The sequence below is a fragment of the Carboxydothermus islandicus genome, assembly GCF_001950325.1.
Taxonomy (GTDB): Bacteria; Bacillota; Z-2901; order Carboxydothermales; family Carboxydothermaceae; genus Carboxydothermus; species Carboxydothermus islandicus.
In genome coordinates, this window is the sequence record NZ_BDJL01000035.1 from 44,042 (window position 1) to 65,526 (window position 21,485).

A 21,485-nucleotide genomic window follows, 5' to 3' on the forward strand; every position below is an offset into this window, starting at 1 on the left:
AGTTGGAAGGGAATTCATAAATTTTAACGAAGCATTATATGAGTTGGTAGTTAAAAATAAAAAAGGAAAATAATAAATAGCCAGAAACTCGGGCTAGGGTGTGAAATTATGATTAAGTATAAAAAAATTGATTTTGAAAAAGTAAATAAAGTTTTCCCGGATATTGATAAAATCTTTGCCAGGTATGGCTCTAAAATTGTAGTAGCTTATGTTTTTGGCTCGTTTAAGCGGGGAGAGATTAGGCCATTAAGCGATATTGATCTGGCAGTACTGCTGGATAGAAATCTTTCTAAGACTGAGCGGTTGGAAATACAAATCGAACTTTTAGATGATTTAATTGAATTTCTTGGGACGGATGAGATTGATTTAGTTATTTTGAATGATGTTCCTCTCAGTATCCAGTACGGGGTTTTAAAGGATAAAAAGATTGTATATTATTCCGATAAACAAAAATTAGTTGATTTTGAAGCGGATGTGGTTTTAAAGTACTTAGATATTAAACCTCTGCGGGATGAATTTAACCGGGAGTTTATCAAAAGAGCGGGTGAATATCTTGGATGAAAAATTATTAACCCAGATAAGGTTTCTAAAAAAGTATTTAAATCTTTTGAAAGATATGGCCCAGAAGAGTAAAAAGGAATATTTAGAAGATTTTATATATAAAGGAGCTGTTGAAAGATATCTGCAGATGGCCATTGAAACCTGTATAAATATTGGCAACAGAATTATTTCTCTTGAGCAGTTTAAATATGATTTAACGCCGCCGGAAACTTATGCGGAAGTATTTGAAAAGCTTCAAAAAATCGGGTTAATAGAGGAAAACTTAAGCACAAAACTTAAAAAGATGACTCAGTTTCGTAATAAACTTGTTCATGTTTACTGGGAAATTGATGATGCTGTGGTTTATGATATTTTGCAGAATAATTTAAAGGATATCGAAGAATTTTTAAGAATAGCATTAAATTATATTACCAAGGAAAAATAAGGAGAAAGCCTATGAATGTCATTATTGCCTGCCAAACCCTGCGGGATGAAGTGGAAAAAGCTTTAAAAGATACAGGGGTAAAGTATCCGGTGCTTTGGATTGATTCGGGACTCCATAATTATCCCGATAAACTTAAAACCAAACTTCAAGAGCAGATTGACCGAATTTCAAACACTGAAAACCTTATTCTTGTTTTTGGCAATTGCGGTAATGCCTTAAATGGCATTAGAGCTACCACGGGAAGGCTGGTACTGCCCAAAATTGACGACTGCATTTCTCTACTTTTGGGTTCGGTGCAAAAAAGGATGGAGATATCCCGGGAAGCCCACAGCTACTTTCTTACCTGTGGCTGGCTTGCTCATGAAAGTAACATTGTAAAAGAACATAAGCGCTGTTTGGAAAAGTATGGGGAAGTGCGGGGACAAAAAATTTTTAAGGCAATTTTAGCTCATTACCGGAAGGTTATTTTACTGGATACCAATGCTTATCCCTTACACGAAATCGAGGCTAACGTTAAAAGATTTGCAGGAGATGTGGGTCTTGACTTCCAGGTAGTACCTGGGACACTTTCGTATTTAAAAAAGCTTTTTACCGGACCCTGGGATGAAGATTTTATTGTGGTTGAACGAGGAGAAAAAATTACCTTTGAAATGTTTGGTTTTATAAATCAAAATTTTTTGCAAATTTCCGGTTGACGGGGTTTAAATTTTCATGTTACTATAAAAAAAACTAAAGATGTATATACAGGTTGAGGGCGATGAATATAAACTTTACAGGAGATAATAACCAAATAGATAAAAATTCTGTTATACCAGTGTACTACCAGCTGGCGCGGATAATTGAAAGGGATATCTTTGAAGGTCGTTTAAAGCCTGGAGATGCGATACCGCCGGAGAATGAGCTGGTGCGCCGTTATGGCATTAGCCGGATGACGGTACGAAGGGCGATTGCCGAGCTTATTAATTCGGGACTTGTTTACACACAGAAAGGGAAGGGCACATTTGTTGCTAAACCCCAACTGGAAAATATGGTGTTTGAGCTGGGGGATTTTCACGAGGAAATCAAAAAGCGGGGGATGAAACCCGGGATTAAACTTTTAGGGACCAAAATTGTTCGGGCAGATGAGCTTTTAGCTAAGAAACTTGAAATACCGCTGAATACTACCTGCCTTTATTTACGCCTCCTTATTTCAGCAAACGACGAGCCGTTAATTTTTGAAAATAAATACATGGTTTACACCAAGAAAAAGCCAATCCTGGAATTAGAGCTCAAAGACCCATCTCTGGCTAATTTTTCCAATCTGGTGGCAGCTCATGGAGAAAGCTTTCCGGTAGTGAGTAAAATGGTGCTTCATGCTTCCGTGGTTACCGAAGAAGAAGCGGAAGTCCTTGGAGTTAAGTTAAATACTCCGGTTTTTGTAGTTGAACAGACTCTTTATGATAGTATGAGAAGACCGGTTGGCTGGGGAAAATCGGTATTTCGCGGCGACCGTTTTAAATTTACAAGCTATGTTGGCTGGACGAAATACGGGGAATAGGGAAGAAGGGGTATTTGTAAATGGATAAAGAGTTAATTAATGCGGTAGCAGAGCTTGATGAGGAAAAAACTTTAATGCTGGTCAGGGAAAGGATTAAAGCGGGAGTAACTCCACTGGAAATTATGGAGGATTGCCGGCGGGGTGTCGAAATAGTAGGAAAAAGATATAATGACGGAACTTATTACCTATCCGATTTAATTATGTCCGAAGAAATTCTCCGGGGCGTAATGGAAATTTTAAAGCCCTACTTTCCACCTAAAAATGAAAGTAAGGGGACCAAAATTATCATGGGAACCGTAGAAGGGGACATTCACGATCTGGGAAAAAATATTGTCAGTTACATGCTGCAATCGGCGGGTTTTGAGGTTATTGACTTGGGGGTGGATGTAGAACCAAAAGCTTTTGTTGACAGCATTATAAAAACCGGAGCCCGGATCGTTGGGATATCGGTTTTGCTTACTTTTTGTATTGGTTCGGTAAAGAAAACGGTCGATTTAATTAAAAAGGCTGGACTGCGAGATAAAGTAAAAATTGTAATTGGCGGTTATCCGGTAAATGAAAAAGTTTTAGAGTATACCGGGGCGGACTATTTTGAAAATGATGTGGTTAAGGCAGTAGAGTTAATTAAAAAGATTGCTGAGAGGGAATTATGAAGTAAAAAGAATAAATTTTAAATAATTTTTTTACATATCATGTATAGACATTATTATATCATAATATAAGGAGGTGAATATTGGGAAAATTTTTAAAAAATTATACAATTAGTGCGGGTTTAAAGGTTTTAAAAATTTAAGGGGGGTTTTGGATGAGCACTGATAAGTTAAAACTTTATGAAGAACGGAAAAAAAGATATTTAACTGCTCTTGAATGTGGAAAGCCAGATAGGGTTCCAGTAGTTATAACTGGCAATGAATTTATTATCAAATATGCAGGTTTTACTTTGCAAGATTTTTATTACAATCCTGAAATTAACTACATTAAAGCGATGGATGCTTTTTTGCAAAGGTATGATGTTGATGCTCATTTTGGAGCGCCAATGCTTTGGTGGGGTGGTTTGCACGATGCAGTAGGAGCAGTATACCTTAAGTTTGCAGGAAGAGAGCTGGATGTCAATACTCAATTTCAATACATCGAAGGCGAATACATGCAGCCGGAAGATTACGATGCCTTTATAGAAAATCCTACCGAATGGATTGTTACTACTTTTTTGCCACGGATTCATAAGGAGTTTGCTGAGCCGGGGTCTTATCGAGCAAGCATTGCATTAATGAAAGGGGCAATTGCAAGGACTTTGGAACTTGGAATGCTTGCTAAAGCAGCCGAGAGGTGGGCCAAGGAATACGGTTCTTTCACTGCAATTACCGGTATTTCAAAAGCACCCTTTGACACCTTAGGTGATACTTTACGGGGATTAAAGGGAATAATGATGGATATTCGGCGGATACCCGATAAGGTTAAAGCTGCAATGGAAGTACTGGTTGAGCATAACATCTTTTATGGTTTGGCTACTGCAGGTGGAGATACGGAGTTTCCCGTATTTATACCACTTCACCGGGGAGCCTATCCCTTCTTAAATCCCAAGCAGTGGGACGAGTTTTACTGGCCAACCTTAAAGAAAGTTATCGAAGGACTTTGGGCTAAAGGGAAGCGTACGCTCTTTTATGCTGAAGGAGACTGGACTCCTTATTTAGAGAAGATTGCTGAACTTCCGGAGAAAAGTATTGTCTTCCATGTGGATCAGACCGACATAGATAAAGCAAAGAAAATTTTGGGTGGTCGTTTCTGCTTAAAAGGAAACGTTCCAAATTCGTTGCTGGCAATAGGAAAACCGGATGAAGTAAAAGATTATGTCAAACGCTTAATAGATACCTACGCGGCTGATGGGGGCTTTATAGTTGATGCAGCAGCGGTAATCCAGGCGGATGCCGATCCGAGAAATGTTGAAGCTATGGTTGAAGCGGTCCATCTGTATGGCAAGTATTAAAAAAGGGGGGGTTACGTGATGACCGAGAACAATTCCGTGAAAAATACTTTCAAAAACTTACCCCCGGGAGTTTGCATTCCCTGGGAAGAAAAACTTAAGGATTTGGGAGAAATAAAAGGTGATGTAAACACCATTAAAAACGAATGGGATAAGCTCGAAGTATTTACTTACTTATACATCTGGTACTGGGTACATCGGTAAGAAAATAAAAATTAGGGGTGAGGAAAATGGTAACTTTATCTGATGAACTGGCTCAAGCGGTAGTTGATCTCGATCAAGATAAGGTAGTGGAGCTGGTGAAAAAACGCTTAGATTCAGGGGTGCCAGCATTAGAAATAGTAGCAAAGCTTCAAGAAGGGATGACCGAAGTAGGGAAGTTATTTGAAACCGGTGAGTATTATTTAAGCGAGTTAATTATGGCAGGAGAAATCATGAAAGAAGTTATGGTAGATTTAGAACCTCACTTAGCAGGCGATACTGGTGAACACCGCGGTAATATAGTAATTGGTACGGTAAAAGGGGACGTACATGATTTAGGGAAAAATATTGTCGTTATGCTTTTAAAAGGTGCAGGCTTTAATGTAATTGACCTTGGAGTAGATGTACCGAAGGAGAAGTTTGTTGAGGCGATTAAAGAGTATAATGCGCCATTGGTAGGAATGAGTGTGCTTCTTACTGCAGCGCTGGAGTCGATGAAAGAAACGGTAGCGGCGGTGAAAGCAGCAGGGTTAGGTACGAAAGTAATCATTGGTGGTCCATTTATGGATGAAAAGGTAAAAGAATATTGCGGTGCAGATTTTTATGCTACAAATGCCAGTGACGGTGTGAAAGCTGCGGAAGAAGTATTTGGGAAAAATTAATTCCGGGGGCCTGTAAGGCCCCCTAATACTGAGAAGTAAAAATAAATGGGGGAGGAAAAACTATGCTAATTATCGGGGAAAAATTAAACAGCAGTATTCCCAAGGTTAGAGAAGCCATTCATAATAAAGATAAAGCTTTTATACAAGATTTAGCAATAAAGCAGGTTCAAGCGGGGGCCGATTATCTGGATGTCAATACGGCTTTAGAAGATGAAGTTAACGACATGGAGTGGGTTATTAAAGCAATAAAAGAAGTAGTGGATGTTCCAATTTGCATTGATAGCACCAATCCGGAAGCAGTAAAAAAAGCTTTAGAACTAACTGAAGGGAAAGCAATGATTAACTCCATAAATATGGAATCGGCGCGAATCCGGGATATTTTACCGATAGTAATTGATTCTGGTTGTCCGGTAATTGCTCTCACAATTGATGATAACGGGATTCCTAAAACTGTAGAAGATAGGATGCGGATTTTAGACCGGATGGTAGAAATCTTGCAAAAGCATAATTATGATTTAGACAAAGTTTATGTTGATCCCCTGGTACTGCCGGTAGCAACCGATACCAATAATGCCGTGATTTTTTTTGAAAGCTTAACCCAAATTAAAGAAAAATACGGCTTAAAAACCGTATCCGGTTTAAGTAATGTTTCCCACTCTCTGCCCAAGCGGAAAATAATTAATCGTCACTTTTTAACGGTTTGCATAAGCCGGGGGATGGATGCAGCGATCTTAGACCCGCTGGATAAGAAAATAATTACTGCTATCTTAACAACTGAACTTTTAATGGGTAAAGATAGATTTGCCCGGAAATATTTAAAAGCCCACCGGGATGGAGTGCTCGAGGAGTAAAGTTAGGCAGGAAAGTAGGCGGCCGGACCCTTTGCTTTTTAAGGTCCGGTCGGATTACTTTTAGGGGCATGTATTTTTCGGTACAAGTAAATAAAGATGATTTGGCGAAATAGCATAAATTGGGGCGGTGAAAATATGAAAAAATTTTCCATTAAAATTTATCCCGAAAATGTTGAGCTACAAGCGGAAGAAAATGCTACGCTAAAAGATATTTTTTTTGAAAATGGAATAAAGTTTGACTTTCCCTGTGGCGGAGTGGGGAAATGTAAAAAATGCAAGGTAAAAATTTTAAAGAATAACGGTTTCGAAGAAGAGGTTTTGGCCTGTCAAACAAAGGTAGAAAGTGACTTAGTAATTGACCTTCAACAGCGGGAACAAAAACACCATATTTTAAACGAAGGGGTTAACCGTCAAATTGAGTTAAAACCTTTGGTAAGGAAAATTTACGTTGAATTACCTAAACCAACATTAGAAGATAATCGCCCTGATTGGACCCGCATCAAAGAGGCCCTGGGAAGAGCAGATTTAAAAACCAAGGTTAGTTTGCTGCAAGAGCTGCCGGAAAAGCTCCGACAAAGTGGCTTTAAAGTTACTATAGTCATAACAGAAGATGAAATCTTAGCGGTGGAGGCGGGAGATACCAGGGCAAAACATCTGGGGATGGCATTTGATATTGGCACTACAACTGTGGTGGGATATCTTTTAGATTTAAATACGGGAAAGGAGTTAGCTCATGTTTCCACTTTAAACCCTCAAACCAAATACGGCGCAGATGTTATTTCGAGGATTACTTTTGCTACTCAAGAAATTGATGGTTTATTAAAATTGCACCGGGAAATTATTAATGAAATTAATAATTTAATAGCAAAAGCTACGAAACAAGCTGGACATACCCCTCAAAATATCTATACCATTACTATTGCCGGAAATACAACCATGCATCATTTGTTTTTAAAAATACCTCCAGAAAATTTAGCAAAAGCTCCCTATGTGCCTGTGGTAAGGGATCCGGTAATTGCGGACGCTAAGGACTTAAAAATAGCTATTAATCCAGCGGGTAAGGTTTTTGTCCTTCCTAACATAGCAGGATTTGTAGGAGCCGATACGGTTGCTGCAGCTTTAGCAGCGGAGATGGATAGAGGAGATAAAATACGGCTTTTAATCGATATTGGTACCAATGGGGAAATGGTGTTAGGAAACAAAGAGCGGCTTCTTGCCTGCTCGACGGCTGCTGGTCCTGCCTTTGAAGGTGCCCAGATTGCGTGTGGGATGCGGGGGGCAGAAGGGGCTATTGACCATGTTTTTATTGGTGAGGAATACAAATACACGGTAATCGGGGAAGTTTTTCCCCGGGGGATTTGCGGTTCGGGGCTTTTAGATTTAGTTGCCGGGCTTTTGGAAGTGGGGATTGTTGACCAGACCGGAAGGTTATTACCGCTGGAGCGGATTACCCACGAGGTAGGTCAGAAGTATAAAGATAGGGTAGTGGAAATTGATGGAGTAAGAGCTTTTGTGCTGGAGGAAAATGAAGCTACCGGACAGCGGATATATATTACCCAAAGAGACATTCGGGAGTTACAGCTGGCCAAAGGAGCAATCGCCGCTGGTATAGAAATACTTTTAGAAACCTATGGGGCCAGAGTGGAAGACATTAGCGAAGTTTTGCTGGCAGGAGCCTTTGGTAACTATCTTAATCCGCATAGTGCCTGCCGGATTGGCTTAATTCCTGCAACATTAGAGGATAAGATTAAAGGAATCGATAATGCTGCAGGTGCTGGAGCTAAGTTTGCCCTGTTATCGGTGGAGGAGTATCAAAGGGCGATAGAGTTATCCCAAAAAATTCAGTATATTGAGCTCAGCGCTAAAAACGAATTTACCTCCATATTCGCAAAAAAATTAAAGTTTTAGGTGGGGAAAAATGAGCTTGTCCCGGGAGAGAGTATATAAAGCCATAAAGCAACAACCGCTGGAAGAGTTCGTTAAAGGGGAATTGATTATTGAAGATGAGGTTGTTGCTAAAGTTTTAAACAAACAACCAGTAGGGTTTACTGAAAAGTATGAATTTATAGAATGGCTTGGATTAGATATAGTAACAATTACTCTTTTAGAAAAAGAGTTTGGCAAAGAAGTTCCCCAAGCTTCTGACTTGGTATTTCCGGACTTAGAAAAATGGGCAGCTACGTCTTTATTTATCTTTGCCGTTCTTGATGGGCCCTTTGAATGGGGGCTCAGGCTTTTAGGGTTAAACGATTTTTTTGGTTTATTTAGAAAATCACCGCAACAGGTGCTGGAATTAGTAGAAAAGATAGAAAAAGTAAATCGGGAAAAAATCAGGGAACTGGCCGGTCGAGGCATAAACGGGGTCATTTTAGCCGATGATATAGCTTTTAAACAGGGATTATATATAAGTCCTAAGTTTTTGCGGGAGTATTTTTTCCCGTCCTATACAAGACTGGTTGAAGAAATAAAAAAGCAAAATTTGGTGGCTTTTTTTCATTCTGACGGAAATTACCGGCAAGTTCTTGAAGACATTATTAGAGCTGGATTTGCTGGTTTACATTGTCTTGACCGGGATTCGGGGATGGATATAAAAGCCATAAAAAAAGAAGTTGGAAAAAGTCTTTGTCTTTGGGGCCATTTAACGGGGGAGGATCTAAAAATTGCGAAAGAACCTGAGGGGAGAAAAAAGGTAATAAATTTTGTTAATGAGCTTTCAGCGGTGGGAGGCTTTATCCTTGGAACAACTACCGGTATATATCATGGAATTGATTTAGACGGATTGGTCTTACTTTATCAGGGGAAGTAAGTTTTAAAAAACAGGCAAGGAATATTTTAGGGCATTATAGACCTTCTAAAAAGCTGGTAAGATTTGAGGTGAAAAAAGTAAAGAATATGAATACTTCCACTTTAATTTTATCCAGGGCTCAACGTTTGTGGCTGGCAATTGTCTTAGGAGCTTTAACTTCTTTTGCACCACTATCTATTGATATGTATTTACCTTCATTGCCTTTTTTAGCTAAGGACTTAAATACCAATATCTCCTTTGCCCAGTTAAGTTTAACTGCATGCTTGGTAGGACTGGCCTTGGGACAATTACTTGCTGGTACTCAAAGTGATATTAGAGGACGGCGTACTCCACTTATCGTTGGTTTAATTTTCTATACTTTTTCTTCGCTGTTATGTTCTATTAGTACCTCGATTTTTTCTTTGGTTTTTTTACGTTTTATTCAGGGGTTAACGGGAGCAGCTGGAATTGTTATTGCACGTGCTATAGTTAGGGATTTATATTCGGGTGTAGAAATGATGAGATTTACAGCTCATTTAATGTTGGTTAATGGCTTAGGGCCTATAGTTGCACCTGTTATTGGAGCTCAACTTTTGCATTATACCTCCTGGCGGGGAGTGTTTTTTATCCTTGGGTTGATTGGATTAGTTATGTTTTTGATAGTTTTTTTTAGCTTGCCAGAAACACTGCCTTTTGAACGTCGTTCCCAGGCTGGCCTCAGAAATACTTTAGTTATTTATCGAGGATTAATTCAGGACCGTAATTTTATGAGGTATGCGCTTCCTCAGGGACTTGTTTCAGCAGCAATGTTTGCCTACATTGCAGGTTCGCCTTTTGTTATGCAAAATATTTTTGGAGTTACTCCGCAAATGTTTAGCCTTATTTTTGCTATTAATGGTCTTGGAATTATTTTAGCAGGACAACTAACCGGGAGGCTTGCAGGTCGTATTAGTGGAACAACACTTTTTGTTAGTGGCCTTATTTTAGCTGCTATAGGTGGCGCTTCTTTATTAATTATGGTTGTGATTAAAGCAGGATTTTTTGCTATCTTAATTCCCTTGTTTATTGTGGTTTCTTGCGTAGGGGTAGTAGGCACTGCTGGTTCAGCTTTAGCGTTGGAAAATTACGGTCATTTAGCTGGTAGTGCTTCGGCTTTACTTGGATTGGTTTCTTTTATTTTTGGGGCAATTGTTGCTCCGCTGGTTGGGATAGGGGATAGGAATATAGATATTTCCATGGCTATAGTTATTGCTATTACTGATTTAAGTGCCTTGCTGTTTTATGTTTTATTGAGAAGGCTAAGACATTCTGATTAAGGAGAAAAGGTTAATAAAGGGACCTTTAAGCAAAATTAAAATAGCTCTTCCAGTTAACAGTGCGAAATATTTTATAGAATATTGTATACCTAAAGAATATGAATTGACATTTAAGAAAACTAGTGGGAAAATATAATTAACAACGATGCAGTGCTGCATCGAGAGCGATGAAGCCTTTTGGAAAGTGTTCCAAAAGGCTTTTTTGCGTTTACAGGCAATGAAGCCTCTGGTAAAGGGTCCGGCGCCGCCCTTTATCAGGGGCTAAATTTTTTAGGAGGTGGTTTTCGTGAAGAAAATTGAAGCGTTAATAAGGCCCCAGAAATTAGGGGAAGTAAAAGAGGCTCTTAATAAATTGGGTATTTCGGGTATGACGGTAACGGAAGTGGTGGGCTGCGGGCGGCAAAAAGGGCAGAAGGAAATTTACCGGGGTATTGAGTACGAGATTAATCTTTTGCCCAAGGTGAAGATTGAAATTGTTACTGTTGATGAAAAGGTGGAGGAAATTATTAAGATAATTTCCGAGAGTGCCCGAACGGGTGCAATTGGTGATGGGAAGATTTTTATTAGTGATGTTTTAGATGCGGTCCGAATTAGAACCGGTGAACGGGGAACAGCAGCTATAACGTCACCAAAGGAGGGAGAAAGATGAAGAAGAAATTTTTATCCTTGCTTTTTGGCCTAATCCTTTTACCTAATTTATCTTTAGCCGGAGAGCCAGGGTATAACCCGGGAGATGTTACCTTTGTACTGCTTTCAGCGGCGTTGGTCTTTTTAATGACTCCGGGGCTTGCGCTGTTTTACGGAGGGATGGTGCGGCGGAAAAATGTCTTAAATACGGTGGCGATGAGCTTTATTGCGATAGTGGTGGTTTCACTGCAATGGATTTTAATAGGCTATACCCTGTCTTTTGGGAATGATATAAAAGGAATTATCGGAGATTTTTCTTATCTTGGATTAAAAAACGTAATGGATCTTACCGTTTCTAACCTTCCCGGATACGTGTTTGTTGTTTTCCAATTAATGTTTGCTATAATAACCGCAGCTATTATCTCTGGTTCGGTGGTAGAAAGGATGAGCTTTGCTGCCTGGATTGTATTTATTGCTCTCTGGACGACATTAGTCTATGACCCCCTGGCCCACATGGTCTGGGGCGGAGGGATCCTCTTTAATCTTCCGGCATTGGATTTCGCTGGAGGAACGGTGGTGCATATAAGTTCCGGAGTATCGGGTCTGGTGGCAGCGCTTATTTTAGGTAAAAGAAAAGAGGGGGAGAATGCTCCCTTAATGCCGCATAACTTACCGCTTACCATTTTAGGGGCAGGGCTTCTCTGGTTTGGCTGGTTTGGCTTTAATGCGGGAAGTGCCCTTGCAGCCAATAATCTTGCAGCTTTAGCCTTTATTAATACCAATACTTCGGCGGTAATGGCTGCTCTGGCCTGGGCCTTAGCAGAATGGCTCCATCGCCGGAAGGTTACGGTTTTAGGGATTGCCACCGGGGCAGTAGCTGGGCTAGTGGCGGTTACTCCGGCGGCAGGCTTTGTTACCCCAACTTCTTCCGTTTTTATTGGCTTAGTCGGCGGAGTCCTGGTCTACATCGCGGTTGGCATATTAAAAGCTAAGCTTAATTATGACGATTCTTTGGATGCTTTTGGCTGTCACGGGGTAGGCGGTATATGGGGAGCGATTGCTACCGGCATTTTTGCCACTAAGGCGGTAAACCCGGCGGGAGCTGATGGCGTACTTTACGGAAATTTTGGCCAGTTATTAAATCAGTTAGCTGGAGTAGGATTAGCGATTGTATTAGCGGTAGTTGGAACGGTTATAATTTTAAAGTTAATCGGTATTTTCCTTCCTTTGCGGGTTAAAGATGAAGCGGAAAGCATAGGCCTGGATATTACGGTTCATGGGGAAGATGCTTATAAAGATTTAATTTTTACCGGGAAGTCAGTTCCCTTTTCTTAAAAAAGTCTATTCCTACAATTTCGAGCACAGGAGTGCGTCTTCACTTTTTAATCCTTTGACCAAGGGTCCTGGGGGAAATTAAAAGCGGGGAAGAAAATCCCCGCTTTTTTACTCACTGGCAGCTTGTTTTTTACCGAATTTTTGCACCCAGAGATCAGCATTTTTTATACCAAGCTTTACTGGATCAAATACCGGGTCGATCCCTTTAGCTCTTTGCTCTTTCCAGTCTTCAAAAGCTTTTAAGGCTGGTTTTTGTAGGAGCAGGATGGCGATAACGTTTAACCAGGCCATGATACCAACGCCGAGGTCGCCTAAACCCCAGGCAAAAGTCGCGGTTCGAATGGTGCCGTAGAAGGTGGAGGCTAAGAGGGCAACCCGCAGCACATTGATAAATACCCGGCTGCTTCCTTTCCGGGTAAGGTAGGCGATATTGGATTCAGCGTAATAATAGTAAGCCATCAAGGTGGTAAAGGCAAAGAAGAATAGAGCTAAAGCTACAAAGGCTGCGCCAAAGGATGGGAAAAGGGTTTCTAATGCCCGCTGGGTGTAGCCAGGGCCAATGTCCATTCCCGGCAGGTTTTCTACGATAAAACCGCCTTTGGGATTGTAGACGTTGTATTTACCGGTAATTAACAGCATGAAAGCAGTTGCAGAGCAAACAAACAAAGTGTCAACATATACAGAGAAGGCCTGTACTAACCCTTGTTTTGCCGGATGACTTACTTCTGCAACAGCGGCAGCATGGGGAGCTGTACCTTGGCCTGCTTCGTTAGAGTAAATACCCCTTTTTACCCCCCAGGAAATAGCGTAACCCAGGATTCCACCAAAGGCTGGTTCAAGGCCAAAGGCACTTTTGAAAATAAGGGCGATCACTCCCGGAAGTTTTTCAATGTTAACGGCAATTATGATAAGAGCAAGCAGAATATAACCTATAGCCATGAAAGGAACGATAAATTCTGCAGCCCGGGCAATTCTTTTGACACCGCCAAAGATAATAAGACCTAAGAGTAAAACAAGGCCAATGCCGGTAATAACCGGAGAAATACCAAAAGCGTTGTTTAAACTGGCGGCGATACTGTTAGCCTGAACTCCGGGTAGCAGTAAACCTGTGGCTACGATGGTAGCTACCGAGAAGATAACCGCATACCATTTAAGCCCAAGGCCTTTTTCAATGTAGTAGGAAGGACCACCGCGGTACTCGCCTTCGTGTTCTTCCTTATAAATCTGGGCAAGAACTGCTTCGACAAAGGCAGAACCGGCCCCTAAGAAGGCGATAGCCCACATCCAGAAAACTGCACCGGGACCACCCATGGCGATAGCGGTAGCAACACCTGCGATGTTACCGGTACCAACCCGACCGGCAATAGCCATGGCAAACGCCTGGAAGGACGATACGCCTTTTTCCGAACTCTGGCCACCAAAGAGCAACTTCCACATGTCTTTGATGTACCTTACCTGGAAAAAGCGCATCCTGATGGAAAAATAAAGTCCTGCTAAAAGACAGAAGTAAACTAAAGCTTTGCTCCAGACGAGACTGTTCAAAAAGTCCACAAGCTGTGCCATAACTTACCTCCTTTGTTTGTGGTTTGTAAATAGTATTTGTCGGCGGTGCCTAATTTATGATAACACATTTTTTAATAATTTTAAATATTCAATTTAATATTAAAATTTTAATAACAATACCCGAAAATGTTTTGGAAGGTAAAATGTACCAAAATATTTATTATCTAAAAATTAGAAAAATTTATTAAAAATTAGATAAAAAACGATTTTGAGAACTGTATAATGTATACAAACTTTTAAACTTGTAAAATATGGTTTTAGCATAAAACCAAAAAAACTTTTTCACATTAGAATTTTTTGGTTATAATTATAAATAGATGCTTAGACTTAATAAACAAAAGCTTAGGAGGTATTATGACCCGGCGGGAGGAAGAAATTTTAAAATTACTTCGGGAAAATCCCTTTATAAATCAAGAAGAAATAGCCCGGATCCTTGGAATTACCCGGTCCAGTGTGGGAGTGCATATTGCTAATTTAATGAAAAAGGGCAAAATTAAAGGACGCGGTTACATCCTTTCCCCTAATGAACCGGAAGTTACCGTTATTGGTGGGGCCAATATAGATATTTATGGCTTTCCCTATGAAAAGCTTCGCCTGTATGATTCAAATCCTGGTAAAATTAAAATAAACGTGGGCGGGGTTGGCAGAAATATTGCGGAAAATCTTGCGCGCCTGGGTGTAGCTACAAGACTTATTACTGCTGTAGGAGATGATTTTTACGGAAAATACATTAGCGAGCGTTGCCGGGAAGCAGGTGTTAATACGGAAGAAATTTTAACCGTAAGTGGTGAAAGCTCTTCGGTTTATCTTGCCATAATGGATGAAGCCGGAGATATGACGGCGGCTGTGGCGGGGATGGATATTTTAAACCATTTAACTTTGGATTTTCTGAAAAGGAAACTTTCAATAATAAATTCATCTCCCGTTTGCGTGGTAGATACCAATCTTCCGGCAAAAAGTTTAGAGTTTCTTATAAATAATGCTTCCAAAACGGAATTTTTCTTAGATGGAGTATCGGTAACCAAAGCTCTTAAATTAAAAGAGCTTCAAGGAAAATTTTATGCGGTAAAATTAAACAAAATGGAAGCGGAAGGGGTAACCGGGGAAAATTTAAATACCGATGCCGGTCTTAAAAAGGCGGCGGAATTTTTCTTAAATAAGGGAGTTGAGCAGGTTTACTTTACCCTTGGTGCCGAAGGGGTTTTTTATGCGGATAATAAAAGTTACGGGAAAATAGTTTTGCCTCCGGTGCAACCGGTTAATACTACCGGAGCCGGTGATGCCTTTACGGCAGCGATTGTTTACAGTTATTTAAAAGGATATGATATAGATAGGGCTGCCCGCTTTGGTGCGGCGGCAGCAATTTTAACGCTTTTGGTGGAAGAGACGGTTAATCCTGAAATATCCGAAGAAAAAATTAAAAAGAAAATGGAGGTGTTGGGACTATGAATGAATATTTGGTTTTAAGCAAGGAAGTAAAAGAGGCTTTGGCTGAAAGTGCGCCGGTAGTGGCTTTAGAATCAACCATTATTGCACACGGTATGCCTCATCCGCAAAATGTAGAAACGGCATTAGCGGTAGAAAAAGCAGTTCGGGAAAATGGCGCCGTTCCGGCCACTATTGCAGTTATTGGCGGACAAATTAAGGTAGGGTTGACTTGCGAGGAAATAGAGTATCTTGGAGAAAAGGGGCCGGAGGTTTTAAAAGTAAGCCGCCGGGACCTGCCGTATGTGGTAGCCAAAGGTTTGGATGGGGCGACTACGGTGGCGGCAACCATGTTTATTGCTGCAATGAGTGGCATAAAAGTTTTTGCTACCGGTGGCATAGGTGGAGTTCACCGGGGAGGCGAAAAAAGTTTTGATATTTCTGCCGATTTACAGGAACTTGCGCGGACCAATGTGGCGGTGGTGTCGGCAGGAGTTAAGTCAATTTTAGATATTGGACTTACCCTTGAATATCTTGAAACCTATGGAGTTCCGGTAATAGGTTTTGGTACCGATGAGTTTCCCGCTTTTTATACGCGGAAAAGCGGCTATAAGGTGCATATCACTGCTGATACTCCTGCGGAGCTTGCGCGTATTATTAAAGTTAAGTGGGATTTAGGTTTAAACGGAGGCGTAGTGGTGGCCAATCCGATACCTGAAGAATATTCTTTAGATTTTGAAGAAATTACCCGGGCGATAGATAGTGCGGTTTTGGAAGCGGAAGAAAAAGGGGTAAAAGGGAAGGAAGTAACTCCGTATTTGTTGGCTAAAGTAAAAGACATCACCGGCGGTAAAAGTTTGGAAGCCAATATTCAATTAGTGTTAAATAATGCCCGGCTTGCTGCTAAACTTGCAAAAGAACTAAGTAAACTATAAAGTGAACTCCATGTCCGTAACTCTATTTCGGGCATGGAGTTTTTGGTATATAATTAGGTTAAAAAATTGGGGGAATTAGATGAAGCCGGAGATAATCTTTAAACCGGGATTTTTTTTAGTGGGAATGAAATATGAAGGGCGGAATGAAAAGGGAGAAATTTCAGAATTATGGAAAAAGTTTAGCGAAAAAATTTTTGAAATTAAAAATCGGGTAAATGAAAAAGAGTGCATAGGGCTTAGTATTTATAGCGAGAAGTTTTTTGCTACCGGTGAGTTTCTTTATTTGGCGGCGGTGGAAGTAACAAAGATAGAGGAGGTACCTGAAGAAATGGTTGCGGTAGAAGTAGATCCTGCCAGGTATGCGGTTTTTACCCTCCCGGCAGATCCGGATAAACTTCCAAAGTTAATCCACGATATCTACTGTCGCTACTTAAAGGAAGAGGGCTTAAAGCCGGTTGGTAATTATGATTTTGAACTTTATAACGAACGGTACCCCCCGAATCAAAAAGATTCTAAAATATATTTTTTTGTGCCGGTAGAATAAGGTAAAGGTTGGGAAGCTATGGAGGAAAGAAAAATTATTGACGGTCATGTTCACTTACTGCCGGATAAGCTCATGCGGGCAATTTACCGGTGGTTTGAGGAAAATTTGAGCTGGAATATGCCGTTTAAGTACGATTTAGAGGGCTATATTAATTATTTGGAGTCTCTGGGAATTTCTGAAATGATGGTTTTGGGGTATGTTCATAAACCGGAAATGGGCCGGGGGTTAAACGAATGGTTAAATAATGTTAAAGAAAAGTACCCGCAGGTGAAGCCTTATTTGGCGGTCCATCAAGATGATCAGGATAAAGGGAAAATGGTGCGGGAATTTTTGGATAAGGGGTTTTTAGGAGTAAAAATTCACTGTTTTGTGCAAAAAGTTGGAGCCGATGACCCGAGATTTTTTGAAGTTTATAAAATTTTAGCGGAAGAAGAAAAAGGGTTGGTTCTTCATGGAAGCGGTATGCCGGTAAAAGCGGAGTTTATATTTCCGGATCAGGTAAAGAAACTCCTTAAAGCTTTTCCGGGGATGAAAATTATGGTTGCTCATCTTGGTTTGCCCGATTATTTAAATGAGTATTTAAATCTGGTAGATAAGTACGAAAACCTCTGGCTCGATACGGCCTATGTCCTGGGAAATCCTAAATTTGATAATAAGTACTTGCGAAATGTTCTCTTAAATTATACGGAAAGGATTATTTTTGGAAGCGACTTTCCGATAATGGATTATTCGCCTGAATTGGCTTTGGAAGAGCTTTTTTCTTTTAACCTGGGGCGGGAGAAGGAAGATTTAATCTTGTTTAGAAATGCCGAGGAATTTATGGGCAGGGGTTAAATTAAGGTATAATAAAAGAGTAGAAAAAGACTTAAAAGGGTTTTTAATTTATAAAACTGGAATATTATATGAAGGTTTTGAAAGAATAAAAGGTTTTATTTTAGAAATTCTTAACCAAGAAGGTGAAAAAGGTGTTTAAAAAAATTTTAGTGGGGATAGACGGCTCGGCTAAAGGGGATAAGGCTTTGGAGATGGCTATTGGGCTTGCCAAAGAAAGTGGGGCTGAAATTCATCTTGTTCATGTAATCCCCTGGCCAAATTTACCCAATGTGTTTCCGCCTGGGGCGATTGCTTACGTGCCGGAATCGGTGATACAAGATCTTACAAATGAGCTTAAAGCTAAAGCAGAAAAGACCCTTAAGGAAAGGCTTTTAAAAGTCGAAGAGGCAGGAGTTAGCGGAAAAATTAAGGTGTTAGAGGGAGAGCCGGCCAGCGCCATTGTAAATTACGCCCAAGAAGAAGGAGTGGAGTTAATTGTAGTGGGCAATCGGGGGATTTCGGGGGTAAAGGAGCTGCTCTTAGGAAGTGTAAGCCATAAAGTATCGCAGCTTGCCCGTTGTCCGGTTTTGATTGTAAAGTAACCGTTAGGGACGGTTCTGAGAGGATACATTTAGAGAAGTGGTCATTGTGGCTACTTCTCCTTTATTTATGAAGGGAGAATAGCATAATGAATACGGGAAAAGGGCTTGGCCCCTAAAAAAAGTTTTGCGGAAATGTTAAAATAAAATTTGAAAATTTTGGTTACAAACTCCTTTGAAAAATCACCTTTTTTAGGGCTTCTAAGTCCCTTACAAAAATGCTCCTCTTGTTTACTTTAATAATTTTTTGAGCCTCAAACTCTTTTATTAAAGTAGCCAGCCTTTGCCGGGTGGCTCCAATTAAATAGGCCAGTTCTTCTTTGGTCAAACCGGTATTTACCAGAATACCCTCCTCCTTGTGTATGCCTCGGTTGAGTGCCCAATGATATAAAAGATTGGCTAAACGAATTTTAGCTTCCATAAAAACCATTCGCTCAATTACATCCAAAGAGTGTTTTAATGCGTCTCCCAATACCCGAACCAACCCGTACATTAGCTCAGGATATCTTATCAACATTTCACGGAATGTATCTATCGGGATCAGCAGCATAACCGAGTTTTCAAGAGCCTGGCCAAAAGCACGGGTGTGGCCGCTGAAAATATCTCCAGGCTCCAGCAAAGTAAGGATAAACTCATTACCGTCCGGGTAAGTGAGAAATACCTTGATCCGGCCTCTGGTAACTAAAAAAATATCCCTGGGGTAACGTCCGGGCGCAAAGGCCATTTCTTTTTTCTTAAGATGAATTTCTTTAAAACCTTTGATAAATTCTTTAAGCTTTTCCCCGGATAACCCGTCCAGCAATTTATTTTCAGTTTTAAAATAGAAGCTGCGCAATCAAATTCACCCCTATCACTATTCTACCATCGCGTCATAAATATAAAAACCTCGTTTCGGGTGTGATAGGAAAAAAAATGCCCTCCTATTTGGGGAGGGGCAGTATTGGTTATTTTCTTCTAATTACGCAACCCCAAGCTGGCCCGGCGTTCGTTGATAGCTGCAAGGAGCTTATCGGCTGCCGCTTCGGGATCGAGTTCGACAATAAAGTAGCCCCCGGTTATATCTTTGACGCTGTTCGTAAGGATTTGAGTTACTTGTAAACTGCCTGTAACCGGCGGTAAAACACCAATGTGAGTAGGTAAGCCAATGGTTACGGCCCAGGTGCCGATTGCAACGGCTTTTTCGTGCATTGCCTCGGCGGCTGAGGCTACCACCGGAAGTCTATCTATATCTACCCCCAGCCGATTGGCCAATGCTCCAACTAAAGCCACTGCCCGGGAGTTATCCACACAGGAACCCATATGGAGTACCGGTGGCAGAGGACCGCCTAAACCGTTGGCTTTTCCAATGGCAGTAAGTACCGCTTTAAGGCCGTCACCACACAGCTCTTCTACGTTGGCCGGATCCATAAAGCCGTGACGCATTAGAGCGCCAGCACCGCAGCCGGTGGCTACTACGAGAACATTCTCTTTGAGAAGTTTGCGAGCGATAGTGGTGAAGTTTTGATCCTGGGGAACTTTGATGTTGTTACAACCGGCGAAGAGACAGACACCCCGAATGTTACCGTTAACTACATTATCGATTAACGGTTTCAACGGATCTTGGGCGTCCAGTTTGCTGAGAGCATTGAGGATGGCTTCAGTAGAAAATCCTGCAACTACCTTAGTTTTTATATTGGGGATTTCGACCGGTTTACCTTTGCGGCGTTTAAAAGTATCGATGGCCAGGCGAAGGATTTGTTTGGCATTTTCAACGGCCGTTTCTTCGGTAAAATTCACGTGAGTTGCACCGGAAATTTTTGATATTTCCATAGTGGTGATAACGGTGGTTCCGGTACATTCGGCTATGGTAGCTACTGCAGGCTGAATACATTGATAGTCAACAACCATGGCATCCAGGGCTCCGGTGATCATAGCCATTTCCTGGCTCACCGAATGAGTAGCGGCAGGGATACCGTGGCGCATCAAGACCTCGTTGCCGGTGCAGCAAATGCCCACCACGTTAATACCGGTAGCGCCAGCCGCTCGAGCTTCATCTTCCATTTCTTTGCTTACCGACACGATAATGTCGGATAGAACCGGGTTATGACCGTGAACGGCCACATTGACCGCATCGGCTTTGAGCACTCCGAGATTGCTCTCGGTAACTACCGGCGCGGGAGTACCAAAGAGAATGTCAGCTAAATCGGTACCCATGTAACAACCGGCTAAATCGGCCAGGGAACAGCGAAGACCGCCCAGTAATAAATTTTGAGCATCGGCATCACAGCCCATGGAAGTACGGTGCATAATTTCAGCTATTTCGTGGTCGATACCGGCGGGAAGCAGACCATAGTCCGATAAAAGCTGTACGCGGTTGGGAGGCAATACCGTAGTTACCCACAGGACCGGGGTATCTTTTTCGTGAAAATCCGCCAGGGCGGCTTTGGCAACCTCGAGAGCGATAGCTTCATCCGTATGTCCTTCGGTAGGAATACCAAGGCGTTTGGCAATGGAGTGCAACTTGGCCCGGTCTTTAATCATATAACTTGCTGCCTTACCTTGAACTGCTTTTTTCAAAGTATGAGCCAGGTGTTTGGCGTGCCCGGAATGCCCTGCTGCCCCAGCAGCAATGGACCGATCTAATCCCCGGGCCACTATCACCTCGGCGGTTGCCCCGCAAATACCCACCTTTGGTTCATCACCAAAGGGATTGATGCGGCAGGGACCCTGAAGGCAGTGCCGGCAGCATAAGCCAGTCTCACCAAACCCACACTGAGGTTTCATTGCTTCATACCGGTCCCATACCGTTTGAATCCCTTCGCGTTTTGCCTTGTCCAGCATTTGCTGTACAGCGCGGTCGGTAGACTTGATACTATGATTAGCCATTAACCCACACCCCTTTTTCATGAAATTTCCTTTACCGTTAGTGCGCCAACGGGACAGGAGGTAACACATACCGGAAAATCAGAGACACCTTTGCATAAATCGCATTTTATACAGCGGTCAATCACCCTGATAGCATGAAACGGGAAGGCTTTTTCACAAAGCCCACAGCCGGTGCACTTTTCTTCCGAACAAACTACTCTGCCTTCTTCGTCATAAAAAAGCGCATTTTCCGGACAAGCTTCTATGCATTTAGCTTTTTTGCAATGTTTGCATTGTTCTATCGTAATTCCAGTTCTCTTGTCGTCCGAGGCATAGACAATGTGTATTCTCGGTTTAATACCGTTCACTATAGCTGAAATTAGTGATTTTTCCGGTGAATGGATGATTGAACAGCCAACTTCACAGCTATGACAGGCTATACAAAGGTTTTTATTAAAAATCACTTTATTCATTTTTTCTTC

At 41.4% G+C, this 21,485-nt stretch carries 23 protein-coding genes; 19 read left to right on the forward strand and 4 right to left on the reverse strand.

What is annotated here, in order from left to right; translation table 11 throughout:
* The first annotated feature begins 108 nt into the window (after positions 1-108).
* The 14 genes from mntA to ciss_RS05965 all read left to right on the forward strand — a co-directional run bounded on the left by mntA (position 109) and on the right by ciss_RS05965 (position 12,280).
* On the forward strand, positions 109-561 hold the full coding sequence (gene mntA, locus ciss_RS05900) for a type VII toxin-antitoxin system MntA family adenylyltransferase antitoxin (RefSeq protein WP_075865362.1): 453 nt from the start codon (positions 109-111) through the stop codon (positions 559-561).
* The gene (gene hepT, locus ciss_RS05905; protein WP_075865363.1) at positions 554-985 is read left to right on the forward strand and encodes a type VII toxin-antitoxin system HepT family RNase toxin; all 432 of its coding nucleotides are present in this window, start codon (positions 554-556) and stop codon (positions 983-985) included. Before mntA ends, hepT begins: the two co-directional genes overlap by 8 nt.
* A gap of 11 nt (positions 986-996) precedes the next feature.
* On the forward strand, positions 997-1,680 hold the full coding sequence (locus ciss_RS05910) for a DUF1638 domain-containing protein (protein ID WP_075865364.1): 684 nt from the start codon (positions 997-999) through the stop codon (positions 1,678-1,680).
* A gap of 62 nt (positions 1,681-1,742) precedes the next feature.
* Positions 1,743-2,522, forward strand: coding sequence for a GntR family transcriptional regulator (locus ciss_RS05915; protein WP_075865365.1), 780 nt, complete (start codon positions 1,743-1,745; stop codon positions 2,520-2,522).
* Positions 2,523-2,542: 20 nt separating this feature from the next.
* Positions 2,543-3,175, forward strand: a complete 633-nt coding sequence (locus tag ciss_RS05920; protein ID WP_075865366.1) for a cobalamin B12-binding domain-containing protein — start codon at positions 2,543-2,545, stop codon at positions 3,173-3,175.
* A 152-nt stretch (positions 3,176-3,327) separates the two neighbouring features.
* Positions 3,328-4,506, forward strand: coding sequence for a uroporphyrinogen decarboxylase family protein (locus tag ciss_RS05925; protein WP_075865367.1), 1,179 nt, complete (start codon positions 3,328-3,330; stop codon positions 4,504-4,506).
* Between the two features lie 18 nt (positions 4,507-4,524).
* Positions 4,525-4,707: a hypothetical protein gene (locus ciss_RS05930; RefSeq protein ID WP_075865368.1), complete on the forward strand. Its 183-nt coding sequence runs from the start codon at positions 4,525-4,527 to the stop codon at positions 4,705-4,707.
* 26 nt (positions 4,708-4,733) lie between these two features.
* Positions 4,734-5,366, forward strand: a complete 633-nt coding sequence (locus ciss_RS05935; protein WP_075865369.1) for a cobalamin B12-binding domain-containing protein — start codon at positions 4,734-4,736, stop codon at positions 5,364-5,366.
* A 62-nt stretch (positions 5,367-5,428) separates the two neighbouring features.
* Positions 5,429-6,217, forward strand: a complete 789-nt coding sequence (locus ciss_RS05940) for a dihydropteroate synthase (RefSeq protein WP_075865370.1) — start codon at positions 5,429-5,431, stop codon at positions 6,215-6,217.
* A gap of 135 nt (positions 6,218-6,352) precedes the next feature.
* A complete protein-coding gene (locus ciss_RS05945; RefSeq protein WP_075865371.1) occupies positions 6,353-8,125 on the forward strand; it encodes an ASKHA domain-containing protein in 1,773 nt (590 codons plus the stop codon).
* Between the two features lie 10 nt (positions 8,126-8,135).
* Positions 8,136-9,023, forward strand: a complete 888-nt coding sequence (locus tag ciss_RS05950; RefSeq protein WP_075865372.1) for a uroporphyrinogen decarboxylase family protein — start codon at positions 8,136-8,138, stop codon at positions 9,021-9,023.
* A gap of 68 nt (positions 9,024-9,091) precedes the next feature.
* Positions 9,092-10,318 carry a multidrug effflux MFS transporter gene (locus ciss_RS05955; protein ID WP_201787773.1) on the forward strand — a complete coding sequence of 409 codons (1,227 nt, stop codon included), beginning with the start codon at positions 9,092-9,094 and terminating at the stop codon, positions 10,316-10,318.
* A gap of 286 nt (positions 10,319-10,604) precedes the next feature.
* Positions 10,605-10,967 (forward strand): P-II family nitrogen regulator, encoded by a 363-nt coding sequence (locus tag ciss_RS05960; protein WP_075865374.1) that lies wholly within the window; start codon positions 10,605-10,607, stop codon positions 10,965-10,967.
* Positions 10,964-12,280, forward strand: a complete 1,317-nt coding sequence (locus tag ciss_RS05965; RefSeq protein WP_075865375.1) for an ammonium transporter — start codon at positions 10,964-10,966, stop codon at positions 12,278-12,280. The genes ciss_RS05960 and ciss_RS05965 overlap by 4 nt, the downstream gene beginning before the upstream one ends.
* A gap of 108 nt (positions 12,281-12,388) precedes the next feature.
* Here ciss_RS05965 and ciss_RS05970 read toward each other — a convergent pair whose 3' ends face one another.
* Positions 12,389-13,843: an alanine/glycine:cation symporter family protein gene (locus ciss_RS05970; protein WP_075865376.1), complete on the reverse strand. Its 1,455-nt coding sequence runs from the start codon at positions 13,841-13,843 to the stop codon at positions 12,389-12,391.
* Positions 13,844-14,197: 354 nt separating this feature from the next.
* Between ciss_RS05970 and ciss_RS05975 the strand changes: the two genes are divergently transcribed.
* The 5 genes from ciss_RS05975 (at position 14,198) to ciss_RS05995 (ending at position 18,162) form a co-directional block, all read left to right on the forward strand.
* Positions 14,198-15,292, forward strand: coding sequence for a PfkB family carbohydrate kinase (locus tag ciss_RS05975; RefSeq protein WP_075865377.1), 1,095 nt, complete (start codon positions 14,198-14,200; stop codon positions 15,290-15,292).
* Positions 15,289-16,203: a pseudouridine-5'-phosphate glycosidase gene (locus ciss_RS05980; RefSeq protein ID WP_075865378.1), complete on the forward strand. Its 915-nt coding sequence runs from the start codon at positions 15,289-15,291 to the stop codon at positions 16,201-16,203. Before ciss_RS05975 ends, ciss_RS05980 begins: the two co-directional genes overlap by 4 nt.
* 79 nt (positions 16,204-16,282) lie before the next feature.
* Positions 16,283-16,747 carry a GyrI-like domain-containing protein gene (locus tag ciss_RS05985; RefSeq protein WP_075865379.1) on the forward strand — a complete coding sequence of 155 codons (465 nt, stop codon included), beginning with the start codon at positions 16,283-16,285 and terminating at the stop codon, positions 16,745-16,747.
* A gap of 18 nt (positions 16,748-16,765) precedes the next feature.
* The gene (locus ciss_RS05990) at positions 16,766-17,581 is read left to right on the forward strand and encodes an amidohydrolase family protein (protein WP_075865380.1); all 816 of its coding nucleotides are present in this window, start codon (positions 16,766-16,768) and stop codon (positions 17,579-17,581) included.
* A gap of 131 nt (positions 17,582-17,712) precedes the next feature.
* Positions 17,713-18,162: a universal stress protein gene (locus ciss_RS05995; RefSeq protein WP_075865381.1), complete on the forward strand. Its 450-nt coding sequence runs from the start codon at positions 17,713-17,715 to the stop codon at positions 18,160-18,162.
* Positions 18,163-18,322: 160 nt separating this feature from the next.
* On the opposite strand, the gene ciss_RS06000 is transcribed toward ciss_RS05995, so the two are convergent.
* The 3 genes from ciss_RS06000 to ciss_RS06010 all read right to left on the reverse strand — a co-directional run bounded on the left by ciss_RS06000 (position 18,323) and on the right by ciss_RS06010 (position 21,476).
* Entirely contained in the window at positions 18,323-18,994 is a 672-nt protein-coding gene (locus ciss_RS06000) for a Crp/Fnr family transcriptional regulator (protein WP_075865382.1), read from the reverse strand.
* A 119-nt stretch (positions 18,995-19,113) separates the two neighbouring features.
* A complete protein-coding gene (gene cooS / locus ciss_RS06005; protein ID WP_075865383.1) occupies positions 19,114-21,024 on the reverse strand; it encodes an anaerobic carbon-monoxide dehydrogenase catalytic subunit in 1,911 nt (636 codons plus the stop codon).
* 17 nt (positions 21,025-21,041) lie between these two features.
* Entirely contained in the window at positions 21,042-21,476 is a 435-nt protein-coding gene (locus ciss_RS06010; protein ID WP_075865451.1) for a 4Fe-4S dicluster domain-containing protein, read from the reverse strand.
* Positions 21,477-21,485: the final 9 nt, after the last annotated feature.